General features: G+C 36.5%; 16 protein-coding genes. 1 reads left to right on the top strand and 15 read right to left on the bottom strand.

Annotated features, from left to right (window positions below):
• Window positions 1–203: 203 nt before the first annotated feature.
• From V2H41_RS05360 to V2H41_RS05335, 6 genes are all read right to left on the bottom strand, one after another.
• Window positions 204–1,103 (bottom strand): hypothetical protein, encoded by a 900-nt coding sequence (locus tag V2H41_RS05360; protein ID WP_330974102.1) that lies wholly within the window; start codon window positions 1,101–1,103, stop codon window positions 204–206.
• A 240-nt stretch (window positions 1,104–1,343) separates the two neighbouring features.
• Entirely contained in the window at window positions 1,344–1,559 is a 216-nt protein-coding gene (locus V2H41_RS05355) for a YjzC family protein (RefSeq protein WP_330974101.1), read from the bottom strand.
• Complete coding sequence (locus tag V2H41_RS05350; protein ID WP_330974100.1) at window positions 1,552–2,163, bottom strand: hypothetical protein; 612 nt, start codon at window positions 2,161–2,163, stop codon at window positions 1,552–1,554. The genes V2H41_RS05355 and V2H41_RS05350 overlap by 8 nt, the downstream gene beginning before the upstream one ends.
• Window positions 2,164–2,463: 300 nt before the next feature.
• The gene (locus V2H41_RS05345; RefSeq protein ID WP_330974099.1) at window positions 2,464–5,022 is read right to left on the bottom strand and encodes a DEAD/DEAH box helicase family protein; all 2,559 of its coding nucleotides are present in this window, start codon (window positions 5,020–5,022) and stop codon (window positions 2,464–2,466) included.
• 7 nt (window positions 5,023–5,029) lie between these two features.
• Window positions 5,030–7,018 carry a site-specific DNA-methyltransferase gene (locus V2H41_RS05340; RefSeq protein ID WP_330974098.1) on the bottom strand — a complete coding sequence of 663 codons (1,989 nt, stop codon included), beginning with the start codon at window positions 7,016–7,018 and terminating at the stop codon, window positions 5,030–5,032.
• 417 nt (window positions 7,019–7,435) lie between these two features.
• The gene (locus tag V2H41_RS05335; RefSeq protein WP_298006734.1) at window positions 7,436–8,290 is read right to left on the bottom strand and encodes a putative RNA methyltransferase; all 855 of its coding nucleotides are present in this window, start codon (window positions 8,288–8,290) and stop codon (window positions 7,436–7,438) included.
• A gap of 524 nt (window positions 8,291–8,814) precedes the next feature.
• Here V2H41_RS05335 and V2H41_RS05330 point away from each other — a divergent pair.
• Entirely contained in the window at window positions 8,815–9,888 is a 1,074-nt protein-coding gene (locus V2H41_RS05330; protein WP_330974097.1) for a tyrosine-type recombinase/integrase, read from the top strand.
• 374 nt (window positions 9,889–10,262) lie between these two features.
• On the opposite strand, the gene V2H41_RS05325 is transcribed toward V2H41_RS05330, so the two are convergent.
• The 9 genes from V2H41_RS05325 to V2H41_RS05285 form a co-directional block, all read right to left on the bottom strand.
• Window positions 10,263–11,012 (bottom strand): DUF2490 domain-containing protein, encoded by a 750-nt coding sequence (locus tag V2H41_RS05325; protein ID WP_330974096.1) that lies wholly within the window; start codon window positions 11,010–11,012, stop codon window positions 10,263–10,265.
• Window positions 11,013–11,021: 9 nt separating this feature from the next.
• Window positions 11,022–11,522, bottom strand: coding sequence for a DUF6691 family protein (locus V2H41_RS05320; RefSeq protein ID WP_330974095.1), 501 nt, complete (start codon window positions 11,520–11,522; stop codon window positions 11,022–11,024).
• Window positions 11,523–11,533: 11 nt separating this feature from the next.
• Window positions 11,534–12,097, bottom strand: coding sequence for a YeeE/YedE family protein (locus V2H41_RS05315; RefSeq protein WP_330974094.1), 564 nt, complete (start codon window positions 12,095–12,097; stop codon window positions 11,534–11,536).
• Window positions 12,098–12,201: 104 nt separating this feature from the next.
• Window positions 12,202–12,495: a thioredoxin gene (trxA, locus tag V2H41_RS05310; RefSeq protein ID WP_330974093.1), complete on the bottom strand. Its 294-nt coding sequence runs from the start codon at window positions 12,493–12,495 to the stop codon at window positions 12,202–12,204.
• The gene (locus tag V2H41_RS05305) at window positions 12,492–12,698 is read right to left on the bottom strand and encodes a DUF6132 family protein (protein WP_330974092.1); all 207 of its coding nucleotides are present in this window, start codon (window positions 12,696–12,698) and stop codon (window positions 12,492–12,494) included. Before V2H41_RS05305 ends, trxA begins: the two co-directional genes overlap by 4 nt.
• Before the next feature lie 61 nt (window positions 12,699–12,759).
• The gene (locus V2H41_RS05300) at window positions 12,760–13,329 is read right to left on the bottom strand and encodes a Tll0287-like domain-containing protein (RefSeq protein WP_330974091.1); all 570 of its coding nucleotides are present in this window, start codon (window positions 13,327–13,329) and stop codon (window positions 12,760–12,762) included.
• 7 nt (window positions 13,330–13,336) lie between these two features.
• Window positions 13,337–13,570, bottom strand: coding sequence for a hypothetical protein (locus tag V2H41_RS05295; protein WP_330974090.1), 234 nt, complete (start codon window positions 13,568–13,570; stop codon window positions 13,337–13,339).
• Window positions 13,571–13,575: 5 nt separating this feature from the next.
• On the bottom strand, window positions 13,576–14,205 hold the full coding sequence (locus V2H41_RS05290; RefSeq protein WP_330974089.1) for a methyltransferase: 630 nt from the start codon (window positions 14,203–14,205) through the stop codon (window positions 13,576–13,578).
• Window positions 14,198–14,515 carry a rhodanese-like domain-containing protein gene (locus tag V2H41_RS05285; protein WP_330974088.1) on the bottom strand — a complete coding sequence of 106 codons (318 nt, stop codon included), beginning with the start codon at window positions 14,513–14,515 and terminating at the stop codon, window positions 14,198–14,200. Before V2H41_RS05285 ends, V2H41_RS05290 begins: the two co-directional genes overlap by 8 nt.
• Between the last annotated feature and the right edge of the window lie 12 nt (window positions 14,516–14,527).

Raw genomic sequence — 14,527 nt, 5'->3', positions numbered from 1 at the left:
AAGTGTACTGTTTTCTAAAAACGCATCTTCACGAGCTCAAAAATTCATTTTTAAGCCACTCAAATTTTAGCATTTTGAACTACAACTAAAAAATAAACCTCCTTTAAATCGACTTAAAAGAGGTTGAGTTTTTGGGGTTTTAAAGATTCTTTGGAAAAATAGAGAGTTGTGCAACGGTTACCCTTGTTGTGCGTTCGTACATTTTATGTTAGTCTTTCTATAACTGTTGTTTTGTAATCCAAACTGTCAATATCATACTTATTTATAGCAAACTGATTGTTGTTTAGATATTTCTCAATAAATGGCAAGTCCGGTGCATAATGGAAACGTCCTCCCACTTTTAATGAGCGTAAAATATTCATATATGTTTTAGCGTATTCAATGTAGTTTCCGTCTAGTCTCAAATTATGATGTCGAAAGTGATTTGAAAACCCCAAATTACTTATTATTGTTCCCCATTGTTTTACTCCATAAGTGTATTCTAACCAATCAGTCGTTATTAAATGTGATGAAGAGAATGTAAATCTATCAATTCCAACCGCTACTATATCCTTGCTTTTGAGGTAATTTACAAGAATACTTTCTTTTCCACATCCAATATCTAAAACGGGTTGAGTTATATTCGCAATATCTATCTTTAAAATGTTGATTTGTAATTCAGGGGCATATTGAGAGCAAGTAATAGGGTTGATTTGATGGTCTGAATTTTCGTATACCTTTTTTGCAAAAGGGTTGCTTTCTATTAGAAATTGTTTTAGTCTTTCGTAATGAATCTTTGAAATCTTCTCAATTGAATCTGATTTTGTCTCAATATTTTCTACCAAAATTCTATAGATTTCTTTTAGTTTTTGCTTCGTTTTTGAGTCAAATGAGTAATATTGATTTATTCTACAAAACTCCTCTATAGCTTTGTCAGTAGAATAATCTATAAGTAGCTGTTTAGAAGCAGTGTCCAAGCTATTTAAGGATAAAACAAATTTGACTGTTTCGTTAGAAAACTGAAAAATATCAAGGTTGTCAAGAAAAATATTCTTTCCTTGGTTAAACTCTATTTGTCTGTCAATTATTTTTGTAAAGTTATTCATCTGTTCCGATGGTTTCATAGTATGACGCACAACGTTTGGCATTGCCGACGCCACTGAGCCCTAAGGCGCAGTCCAAACCTTAGTGCGACGTCACTTAGGTTTGGGCAAGCCGGGTGCTTGCACTTGGGCGAAGAGGTGTGGCCGCGTAATCTTCATGACTAAACTTACTTTTCCAACATCATGAATTGACTTTATGCGGCCCAAAGCGGCAATGCCGTGTTATACGCAGTTTTGCATATGCTTCCAAAATAATTCTCTTTAATTCCTTTTAGGCTTACCAATCCATTTCCACTTTCTATTAGGTTTTTGTGTTGGAGGAAGTTTTTCATCCCCTGGTTCAATTGTAACTTGTCTAGGTTTACTAACCTTTCCACCATATGGTCCTCTTTCGAGATATTCACCAGGTTTATCAGGTTTTTCACCTGGTTTTTGTAAATTACCCATGCAGACACCTCCAAAAACCAAATTAATCATCAATACAAAATAAATGAAAGCGAAGTCCAAAATTACTTATTTTTACATTTTCGTTTATTGCATTTCCAACACTACCAAAAACTATACTATCTAACATTGTCTCGACGATTCCGTAACTCTTTAATCTATTTATTGAACCAATAATTAAAGATTGCTCTATCCCTGGTTTTCTAATATTTTTGATAGAAATGGGTTGAGATTGTTTTGATAAAAAAATAACCAATTCAATTTGGAGAGGACTTAAATCCGCTAAAATATCAAGAAATAACTTTCTCTCTTCGAAATTTCCATTTACAGGCTGTTTTAATGTGTTTTTGAAGTATTCTTTATAATATTTCCTCTTTATTTCTAAATGCTCAGTTTCTACTTTTTCATGAAGTTCTTCTAATATAGCTGTTAATTCATCGGGATTATGAAGAGAAATAGCAGGTAACTGTTCCCCTATAATTTCAATTTCGTCTTTTAGTTCTTGATAAAACCTTTCTAGGCGTTGAAACCTTTTTTCTTGTTTACGTCCAAAATATATTGTAGCTAAAGAACCGCCAACATAGGGAATAGCTTGTACTAGGGCCTCTAACACCATGCTATTTTTTTCTTCTTTCATATTTCATCCCTTTTCTGCAAAATTGCGTATAACGTTTTGCGGCTTGGCGTAGTGGCGGATTATTAGCACAAAAGTTCAATCGAAGAATTGCACTTGAATCTACCACAAAACTGTCATACGAAGCACTGCACCCGCCATTATGCCAAACCGCTGTTACCAGCTGCCCTGCTTTTCTATCGTGTTGTTGTCTATCCATTTTGGTATGTCTTTGTGCGTTGGCTTGGTGGCTCTTTTGCAAAACTTGGCTTTAGCTTGGGCTTGTGAGGTTTTGCAAATGTGCCACCAATAGCGTTGGCATTTCTATTCGTTTAATGTGTTTTCTAATGTCGTCTTAAATTCATTTTCATTGTTGTAATTGTAAAACGGAACGGCTGTTATCAAATAAGTGTCCGTGTGGATTTTGATAGTCTTTTGTTCAGCTCTGATTTCATTTAAAAAGTCTTCTTTCCATTTGTCGTGTCCTTTTAGATGCTCTCCTTTAGGTTCTATGAAAACCTGAAATGTCATTTGTTCTCCGTCACGTTGTTTACAGAATAGTAAAAAGTCTGGCTCAAAAGCTCTTCCGAGTTTGTCGAAGATTTTAATTTCTCTTTCGTTTCGGATTAGGTAAATGTTTTCAAACTTTTGATTCAGTCTTTCAAATCGTCTGGAAAACAGTTCTACAAATTTCTTTTCTTCACTTGTGCCATAATTGGCATTATAAACGTACCAAGGCTCGTTGGCTACCAATGTTTCTTGGCCGTTTGCTCGTTCGCTGTCTTTATAAACCTTGATTTCTTTGTCTTTGAATACTTTATGAATTGGTTCTTTGATATAGTCTGAACCTTCATATTCTGTTGAATTGCCTTTTATGTCTGCTTCAATGGTTTGCAACAAACCATTAAGTGCTTGTAAATAATCGAAATGGCTGATTTCTTTTATTCGGTTAGCTGTTCCGACAAATGTAATTTCTAAATCTCCTAAAAAATCTTTGCTTTCAATGAAATTAGAAAGCGAACCTAAACTTGGGAAGTAATGTAATAAATTGTCGAAATAGAAAAATGGATTTTGACTTAATGCAAAACGAATAATGTTTTTCGGTATTTCGGACAGCTTTATATCTTTAGGTTTATTTACTTCATAATCCGCAGTTGTAGGTTCCAATTCAAAAAAAGCGCTCGACATTCTTCCAACTCCCGAAGATAACGTGTGCCGATAGTTTGTTTTCTTAACGCCTAAATCGGCAAAGGATTTTATGTTGTCAAAACTTTTTGGCACTTTCTTATTGAAGAACACATGTCCGTCTCTGTAAAAATCTGTTTTCTTAAATTCCGGTTTTAAGAACAAATTGAGTTGAACCAAATTCTCATCATCTTCATAAATACCCGAATCCACAAGGGCTTTTTTCAATTCTGAAATATATCGGCTGTCCTCTTTGGTGTGATAATAAAGTTCTTCCAATATCTTCAAATCGTTGGAAATATCATCGTCAAATTTTCGGGTATATTTATCTTGTCCTTCCTCCAAAGCAAAAGGATAATAACGAGCGCCACGACCTATTAACTGCGCTTCGGAAAGGGTGGTTTTTCCTATTTTTCCGCCTTTACCATCACGTCCTTCATATAAACGTACAATATCAAATAAATTTAATACATCCCAACCTTCATTTAATTTTTGAACGGCAAAAACGGCACGGATTGGATTGTTTTCGTCTTCCAAGGTGTTGAGCAAGATTTGATTTTGCTCTGCTTCCGCATCATTATTGGCACTCAGGCAATTTTCGGGTTTAAAATTAGTTTGTATGCGTTTTACAATTTCGTTGGCTGAAATTCCTTTTGCTTCAAAAAATTGAAAAGCCTTTTGAACAATTGGAACAGTAGAAGTTTTTTGGATTTTCTCTATCATTGCCACCGAAAAATCATCGATGAGTTTGTGGAAATTCTTTTTGTTTTGTTCCGATTCTAGAATGGTTTTTTTTGCTTTAAAAAGAATTACCGGTTTTAAATTGATATTGTTGGATGTTGCCAATTCCTGACGATACAAATTCAAAATCAAAGCCTGAATGATTCTTTCTTGCTCGTCATAATTGGAGCGTACCAAGTTGATTTCCTTTGAGTACTTGTCAATACGGAATTGGGCAAGGTCGTATTTGAAAATGACTTTGTCCTGATAGTGTTTTACCAATTCAGCCGTATCTGTATCAATGGTTGCCGTAAATTCCAACAGAATATTTTCAAAATTGGATTCGTGAATTTTCTTAACGGTATCTTCCCAAGTGCCAAACAGATTGCCCGATTTTGTTCCCGATACCAAATGATGTGCTTCATCGGCAATCAATACCAATTTTTTGTCCTTAAAATCCTCGTAAGTAACGCTGTTTTCTTTGGTGTTATTTAAATCAATGTGTAATTGTTGGATGGTTGTAAACTTGATGTTGATATTCTGATGGTCGGCTTCATCAAAGTTGTCGATCTCTTTCAGGAACACTTCTTTTCCGTCTATTACAATTTTATTGTTGAACAAGTATTTTGAAGCCTGCGGATTGAGAAAATTATCTTTGGTTTTCTGAATAATATTATTGCTATTGACGAAAAACAAAAAGTTGCGATAGCCTTTTTGGTAAAGGTGCAAGATTAATCCGGCCATAATTAAGGTCTTACCACTCCCAGTTGCCATATTGTAGAGCAAGTGGAACGGCCTTTTAGGTTTGCCTTCAAAATCTTCTGAATAGCACAAAATGAAACGTTGAAATGCCTCTATCTGATAAGGTCGCTGACCAAATCCGGGCTTTAGGTTGTCCAAGATATGATTAGGAACCTCCACTTGTGCTATGGCTCTTTTACCAAATTCCTGAACCAATATATCGTACAGAAATGCCATTTACTAGCTATTTAATTTGATAAAAATCTTTGGTTACTTTCTTTTCATCATCACTGCAGGCGAAGTCTGCGTCTTCCAATGAGGAAAGATTGACATACAGTTGATTTTTATCCAAAATTTCGCAAAGGTGTTGCTTTTGCTCTTTTAGTGTCAGTGTTTTGAATTCTTCTATATGCTCCTCTTGTTTTTTGATATCTACATTGTAGTTCAAGAAACTTTTGGCTTTCATTTGTTCCCAAATCTGTAAAAGTGCTTTGGTATCTTTGGCTTCTTCAATCTGCTCTATAAAAGTTTGGTTGTATTTTTTGAGTTCGAGATAGACAAATGAGCCACCACCTTGCCACTTAACATCTTCATCTTCGGATATGCCTGTCTGGTCACCATTTATTACATTTTTAATTCTTTGTTGGGTCAAATCAATTTGACTTTGAAGTTGTTCCAAGCCGATATACTGTCTTCCTAATTTATGAGCAACAGCCGCAGTTGTTCCACTTCCTAAATGATAGTCAAGAACAATGTCATTAGATTTGGTGAAAATTTGTATAAGAAATTTTAGAAGCTCTTCAGGTTTCTTCCCATTTCTAAACTCAACATCTCCTTGTTTGGAAACATTGTTGTATTCTTTCTCAAAATTGTAAAAGTTAGGATACTGCTTTTTAGTCACATCGCTACTTGTAGGCATACCTTGATAATAGCCACCATTCTTTTTATTTTTTGGTGCTGAATAAAAAAATCTATGACTCTCTAAATCATCACCCATATCAGGAACTTTGAATAATGTTTCTGGTGGATACTCGCTTAGTTTCTCTAAATATTTAACGAAAAATCTTCCGCTACTATTTTTTTCACGAATTGACCCCCGAATACTAACTTTTTTCAATCCTTCCCTGCTCGGTGGTATTGATATTACTTCATATTGTTCAGGCAGGTAAATTTCAACAGATTTTGAACCGCATTGTATTATTTTAGGAACTGCACCTTCCTTTAAGACTATTTTCAATGTATAATCATCTATGGTTTTTTGTTCTTCGATAAATGGCATTTTTTTGCCTTTATCGTTCGAGTAAATGAGAATATATTCAATAACATCATTGAACTCTTTGTCTCCTGTTAAAGCTCTATCAGGGTGCCTAACTTGTATATTGAAATCACACAAGTGTTTTTCAAATAAATCATTCATTAAAACCTTTAGGTATGCAAATTGGTGAAATGAACATTGAACCATAAATACTCCTGAAGGTGCTAACAACCGTTTTGCTAACTCGATTCGGTTTTTCATAAAAGTTAACCAAGTCGATTGATTAAAAGCATCATTATATTTAAAGGAATCGCTTCCTGTGTTGTATGGTGGGTCTATATAAATGAACTTGATTTTGCCACGAAATTTTGGCAGTAAACTTCCTATTCCAAGTAAGTTATTTCCCTTTATAATTAGATTGTCGGTAATGGTATCTTCGGGAAGTCCGCGTTTGCGGTTGAAATCGGCATCGCGGTTAAATTGGTCAAGTGGCTTTTCTCCGTCCTTGTCAATGCGTTTTGCATTGGTCAATACTTTCGGCTCTAAAAGCTGGGTAATTTCATCTTGTGCTAAAATTTCATTGAAGAAAATTTCTTCACGTTTGTCTTCTTCACGGCTTTGTCCGCCTTCCAAAATACAGTCTTTAAATGGCCATACCAAAGCTACTTCATTGCGTTGATTGAGGTATTTGCCGCCAATGGTAAGTCCAACTTTGTTTTTGTATTGGGTGTAGCTGTCGTTCAGGTAATTTTTCTGTTCCAAAAACTGCACAAACAAGTTTTGGTTAAAAACTGTCACTCCGGCAATCTCTTTGAAAAACTTTTCTTTCAGAGTGGGTTCTTGCAATAAAAGCGCAATCAATTCTTCATCAAAATTCTGCGCCTTATTGAGCACCACCCATTTTTTCAGCTCTCCGTTGTCAGTTACGAAATTGGGTTCTTTCTTAAGTTGCTGTTCTAATGTTGTATATAATTTCATTCGTCTTTTATTCCAATTTATTTAGTCGGTAAAGTTACTTTTTTAAGCCGCTATTATGTCAAAAATGCCCTTTAAATTGTCACCTGTCCGAAAGTTGGGTGGTGGGGGGCTTGGGAGCGTGGGGCAAAATAAAATGTGCTGCAATATGTGTCGGCTTGTGGGTGGCATTGCAGCTCTTTTTATTTTGCGAAGCGTAGGCATTTTGTCTTTCGTTTTACTGTTATTTTATTGTCAGTTGTGTCGTCTCTTAGGGTTGCTGGTAACGTTTTGGCGGCTTGACGCAGGGCGGATTTTACCGACAAATGTTGATACGAAGATAATACTTTTTACTTACCAAAATGTTCAATCGAAGCAATTAACCCGCCTTGCGTTCAAACCGCCTGTTACAGGCAGTTTTTATTCTCCTTTGTTTTAAGTTTAGATGGGAAGGGTTTTCTTGTCGCCAATTAACACTGTTACATCAATAGTTGCAGTATTTGGGAAGTTACTTCTTTGTTCATTAAACTCTATCCTTTCTGTTAGAGGTGTCATTTTAAAAACAAGTTTTTGTTCCTCATTACTTAATTTTTTTTGATAAGTTACTTTAACAGATTTATAATTTAAAGTGTTTTTGGAAAACAGTGAAACAACATTACTATTTGAATAGTCTTTTAAGTGAATTATTCGTCGTAATTCTGTTAAATATTCTTGATTGGGAACTGTTTTTATAATAATCCCATCATCTTTCAATAAACGATTAAATTCACCATAATTTGCAGGTGAAAGTGTATTTAAGATAACATCTATATTGTTTTCTATTATTGGAATATTCGCAATGTCCGATACTAACCATAATACAGATTTATCACTTCGACTTGCAAGCCTAATGCCTTCTTTTGAGCTATCAATTCCAATAGCATTATATTGTATCCCCGTCTGTTTTAAAGCCAATAGAATGTTTGAGAAAATAGTACCATCACCACATCCCAAGTCTAAAATAGTAAGTTGTTTCTTTAGTTGATATTTATCTATAATTATCTTAATGATTTGCTGTTCAACACCATCAAAAAAACCATTCTTAGCTATCTGTTTTCTTGCATTAAACAAATATTTGTCATAGATAACATTCTTATTTCTTTTCAAAAGATTTAGGTAGCCCGATTTTGAAAAATCAAAGGTGTGCTTTCTCTCACAGGCAATATATTTTATGTAATTAGTGAACCTTGTTTTACAAATAGGGCATTTTAATAGACACAAGATTTCATTTGAAACAGTTATGCTGTTTTTACTCATTTTTCTTATTCTTAAAAATTAGACAATAAAAATTATACAACTATCCAAAAAGATGCTGTAATTGACTTAAAATCAATCTATTGTCTAAGAATATTCATTATTATTTTCTGTTTATGTGCTACAAAGATAAACATTAGAAGTGTCATGTCTAATTTATTGCCTCACAAATTACTCATGCTGTATCAAATGCTTTAAATCGAGGTCATTTTTCGCCCATCAGTCCGCATATCTGAATATATCCTGTAGAATATAAACAAATATTGGAAATATCTGTCGATGAGGGGGCATTGAGGTCGGTCAGTTAAGATTTTATATAATCGTTTGCATTATCGTCGTTTTAAAATTGCCTGTAACTCTCAAATATACGCAATAATCTTCTTTACAAAAAAAAACCAATAACTCTCTGTTTTGCCATAAATATTTGTTTGTAAGGGGCTTCACTTTATGGTTGTGCGATTTTATCAATTGCGCATTTTGTATAACTTTCTTAAATTTACTTTGGCAGATAACACAAAATACGCAGTATGAAAGCTATTGATTTTTCCGGTTTTGCTTTCCGGGAAGGTAGGCATAATGATTCGGCGGTCATTTGGGTGGATTTCAAATACGACCGGGCAAAGATTGATTTGGTCAAATCGCTGAAAGGTAGGTGGAGTAGGTCTGAAAAGTGCTGGTATGTACCGGACAACACCTATTTCCGCACACTGTTTGGGATGAAAATCCCACCGGTTGGCAAAGGGGTATTGTCCAAATTGTCACCCGTAAATGCCCGGGAGTTACAACGCATGAAAGAAGTATTGCAGATGAAAGCCTATAGTCCATCCACCATAAAGACATACATGATCGAATTTGCACAGCTACTGTATATTTTGAAAGATGTACCCGTTGATTCGCTCGGCTACGACCGTCTCCGTGCTTACATTCTTTATTGCATCAATACATTGAAGATTTCAGAAAGCCAGCTGCACAGCAGGCTCAACGCCATCAAATTCTATTTTGAACAGGTGCTCCATAAACCGGGCTTCTTTGCCGAAATCCCACGGCCGAAGAAGCCATCCACTTTGCCAAAGGTGTTGAGCCAAAAGGAAGTAAAACGGATATTCGACGTGGTACGAAACCAGAAGCATTTGCTGATGTTGCAACTGTGCTACGGAATGGGGTTGCGCGTAAGTGAGGTTGTCAATCTGAAAGTGAGCGACATCGACAGTGGACGGATGCAGGTACTCATCGAAGCGGGCAAAGGAAAGAAAGACCGGTATGTACCGCTACCGACCGCAGTGCTGGATTTGCTACGGGAGTATTATAAAGCGTATCGCCCTAAGACTTATCTTTTTGAAGGCCAGTATGGAGGGCGGTATTCCGTCCGCAGTGTCCAAGCTGTGTTCAAGAATGCGATGAAGGCCGCAAAGGTAAACAGGCCGATAGGGATACACGGTTTGCGGCATAGTTACGCCACACATTTACTGGAATACGGCACGGACATGTCATTCATACAGCAGCTACTTGGTCACAATGACATTAAGACCACGATGCTTTATGCAAAAGTTGGCAATGCGCAACTGAATGCAATCAAAAGTCCGTTGGATAGGATGTTGTGACTACAGATTTAAGAATTATCACAATGGGATTAAATTACTTCAAAAGCAGAAAGCGCCTCGATTTTTCCCCACATCTGTTTGATGTTCGCAACATACTTGGTTTGAAGAGGGGTTATGGCAACAATCATTTTCTACTCAAAATCTACGGATTGGACAAAACCAAATTTGAGTGCTATTACACCTACTGTTTAACGGCTTTGTGAAGTTGCCGACTTTTAGCACGAACTTTCAATCGAAGCACACAGCTCAAATGTAGCACAAATGTTTATACGAAGCACGTCAGCCGCCATTACGCAAAACCGCTGTTATCGGCTGCCCTTATTTCGTTCATCCTTTGTTTTTCTGTTGTGTCGGGTGTTGTCTGTGCAAAAGAGCTACCCAATAGCGTGGGCTTTGGTTGTCTTTATCCGTTTGTGTAACTGATAAGTCAAGTTCAGAAAGATGTTGTTTTCGTGTAGTTTGGTTGTGCTTGTCATAGGCAGTCGGGTAATGTAGATATAACCTATGTCAAATTTCAGATAGGGTAAAGCGATGTATTCAAGACTTAGACCAATTCTGTTGTGGTCAAAGAAATGATGCTTATCTACATCTGAAAGATTGAAAAGTAATTCGTCAAAGACAGTAAGTTTTACTTTGTCTGTAAAGTCATAGCGCAATCCAAAACGATTTCTAAGTCGTACGACGTCAGATTGATTGTTGTCAAACTTTCGGTATTCAATCGCTGTCCTGTCCACAACGTAAAACTTTTTTACAATTATGTGTTGTAATTCTACTGCTGCCGAAAAACGGATTTCGTTGTTTGGCGTTACCGTTTCGTCTGTTTTGTTTTGAATAATCCTGTAATGGGAAAAATAAGCGAATGGCGAAAAGGAAAATTTTATATCTTCCTTATGCTGATAATGTACCCAACTTCTAAGCGTGAACATCAGGTTTTTATCAAACATATTCTTATTCTCAAAACCGTTTTGCCGTCTGTGCTGAAATTCCGTATCAATCTTAAATTTCTTGCCGACAGGAACGCTCAAAGTGCCACGAAACCAAGCATTGTAATGTTGTTGTGCCTGTAAAGTTTGGACAATAGAAATCCATATCGCTGTTATCAGCAATTTTTTAAACCAATCCATAAACGTATTTTAGTGAGGAAGTTTTTCCCTTAAATATCCATAAACCCAAGTCCCTGCAATGGCACTCAAAAGCGTAACGGCAATAACGGTTGCACCTGTTCCGATTTGTGCAAACAACGGACCGGGGCAAGCTCCCGTAATTGCCCAACCGAAACCAAAAATTAAACCGCCATAGATTTGTCCTTTATTAAATTCTTTGGGTGAAATTTTAATCGGCTCGCCATAAATGGTTTTGATGTTGAATTTCTTAATCAGCCAAACGGAAATTATTCCTACCACTACGGCACTTCCGATAATACCATACATATGAAACGACTGCAATCGGAACATTTCCTGTATGCGAAACCAACTAATTACTTCGGCTTTTACGAACACGATGCCGAATAAAATTCCTACGATTAAGTATTTCAAATTGTGATACCACCTGTGTTCCAAACGACTTTCATTTACGCACATTGCATCTAACTCACGAAGCTGTAAATCTTTTTCTATGTCTGTATTTTGTTGCATTTCTGTTTTAGTTAAAGTGAAAGAATGATTGGTAAAATAAGATTAGCCATAATGAAACCGCCAATCATAAAACTAATAGTTGCAATCAATGACGGAAGTTGTAAGTTGGACAATCCCATAATGGCGTGTCCGCTTGTGCAACCACCTGCGTAGCGTGTGCCGAAACCCACTAGAAATCCACCAACAACCATCAGTAAAAATCCTTTCAGCGTAAACAGCGATTGCCAATTTATGATGTCTTCGGGAACAAGGTTGTTGAAATTTGTAATGCCGTAACCTGCTAACTCTTGTGCTAATTTTGGATTGACTTCAACAGGATTGGGATTTGACAACAGGTTAATAGCTATTGCTCCACCTAAAAAAATGCCGAACACAAAAAACAAATTCCACACTTCTTTTTTCCAATTGTATTTGAAGAACGGAATGTTGGCAGGCATACACGAAGCACAAATGTGGCGTAGCGATGAACTGATGCCAAATGATTTGTTACCAATAATTAAAAGTGCAGGAACAGTTAAACCGATTAACGGTCCCGCTATATACCAAGGCCAAGGTTGTTTTATAAATTCTATCATTTTATTTAGTTTAAAATTGAAAGTGGATAGTTGAAAGTTTCATTTATTAGAAAATTGAAAGTTATGGATTCACTTTCCATTTTCAACTTTCAACTCTCTACTGATTATCTGTTTGTGTTAATTAAATTTTCTAATTCGTTTGCAGGAACCACTCCCGATTGTCGCCAAAGCGCTATACCGTTTTTGAACAAAATAAGTGTTGGCACACCACGTACCTGATAAGTTGCAGCCGCTTGCGGATTTTTGTCCACATCAATTTTGATGATGCTTGCATTTTCGCCAACACGTTTTTTTACATCGTCCAAAATGGGCGACATCATTTTACACGGACCGCACCAAGTCGCAAAAAAATCCACCAATACAGGTTTGTCCTGATTTATTATTTCCTGAAATGTCATACTGTTTTGTTTTTATTGTTCTGAAAAATTGAGAATAAAAGCCCGCCCATAATTGAGCCGTAAATAGTGCTGTTTACAGGGTTTGAAGTAATGGCACAACTCCCTGAATTACAACCGACAAATTTCCAATAGAGAAATCCCGCCAAAGCTCCGAGCGGAACTCCGATAATTGTTAGTATGTTTTTCTTTAAAAATGCTTTCATTTTATTTAGTTGAAAATTGAAAGTGGAGAGTTGAAAGTTAAGGGAAATTCACTTTCAATTTTCAATTCTCCATTGTCAATTTAATTTTCCACATTCCCCTTAAATCTCCCATTTGGTAGCCGACAGCTTTGTCGTTTGGATATTTTTGGTTAATGATTTTTTGTGTGCTTTCGGATATGTCGTTTTTACCTCCATGGCATTTTATGCAAGTGGGCATTGCTATTAAAATCGGTTTGTAATAATACACTTCCCCGTTTTTGTCCTGCTTCGTAAAATCTGTTTTTTCAGATTTCATTTTCTCCCAAGCTATACTGTCCATTTGCGTTTGAATGGCATTATCGGGATTTCGGTTTTTATCGCTTAACCGTTGAATATAAACTTTAAGATGGTCAGCGAGACTATCCGTGAGTGGTATTGCCTGAATGTTGCAAAATTCAACGGCATAGTCTGTTCCGCCTTTTTGTATGGCTTCGCTTACGTTTTGCAGCAACACATTTTGTATCTCTATAGAAATGCTGTCGCCCAAAAGCATCAATGCCGCTTTTTCTTCTTCGGATATAGTTTGCTGCTTAGGGTTAGTGCAAGCTGAAAGTGCTGTTATTGTCAATAAAAAAGCGATACTTCTCCACATAAATTCTTTATTTTATCTCCTCATAGGTTATATCTTCTATTTTCTTACTGCTTTTTGATACAGGCGTATTGCAACCCGATGCACCACAACAACCGATATTTAGAATTGGCATTAAAGAAAATAATCCACCTATTGCAACAAACAACCATTCTTTTGCCTGAACACCCTGCACTATAATAATAATGCCTAATGCCAATCGCAGCACACGCATTAAATCCCAAGTTTTTAAATACTCTTTCATTATTCTTATTTTTTAATCAGGTTGATAAACACTTCCGATTTGGCTCTTGGCGGAATACTGTTGTAACATTCGTCCATTGTTTTAATGACAAAATGCGGTTCAAAAATGGGCTTGTATTCGCAAGGGCAACCGCCAAACGGTGGAAATGGATTATCAAAAGTTCTGTCAAACAACACACCGATTATTTTACCGTTCTCGTTGAGCAATGAAGCCGTTTTTTCTGCGTATTCTTTTCTGCGAAAAGGCGGAATAGCACAAAAGAAAATTTGCTCAATAATCAAATCATAATTGCCTTTGTGTTGAAAAAAATCTTCGCACAAAACCTTTACTTGCGGTTTATCGGCAAACTTTTCTTTCAATGTTTCAACGGCTTTCGGTGCAATGTCAATCAGTGTGATGTTTGTAAAACCGTTTGCAACCAAGTATTCTGCTTCGTAAGCATTGCCACAACCCGGAATGAGAACAGCCGCATTTTTGTTTGGGTATTGTTTTATATACTCCGTAATGGCAGGCGAAGCCTGTCCGATGTCCCAACCTGTTTCATTCTTCTGCCAACGCTCGTTCCAATAGTTTTGGTCAAGCGGATTTTCGCATTGCGTAACACAACATTCTATATCTTTTTCTTCTTTACTCATTTGCTGCCTGATTTACGTTTTGCCACGTTCCGCCATTGATTACATTCTGAAAACCGTTTTGTTCCAAAATGCTTTTTGCCTGTCCGCTACGGCTTCCACTTCTGCAAAAAACAACGATGCTTTTCTTGTTTTTGAATTTGGATAATTGGCTTGGCACTTTGTCCAACGGAATGTTTACCGCACCTGTTACGCTACCTGCCGAAAACTCGGCAGGTGTGCGAACATCCACTAAAAACGCTCCGTTTTTTATAGCTTCTCTCAATTCGCTGTTGTCTGTTGGTGCAAACAGATTTTTGAAAATTCCAAACATTGCTATTACTGT

The sequence above is a fragment of the Niabella digestorum genome (assembly GCF_036409055.1).
Taxonomy (GTDB): Bacteria; Bacteroidota; Bacteroidia; order Chitinophagales; family Chitinophagaceae; genus Niabella; species Niabella composti.
The sequence above is the reverse complement of the archived record's forward strand: the minus strand, read 5'-3'. Positions and strand labels throughout refer to the sequence as shown.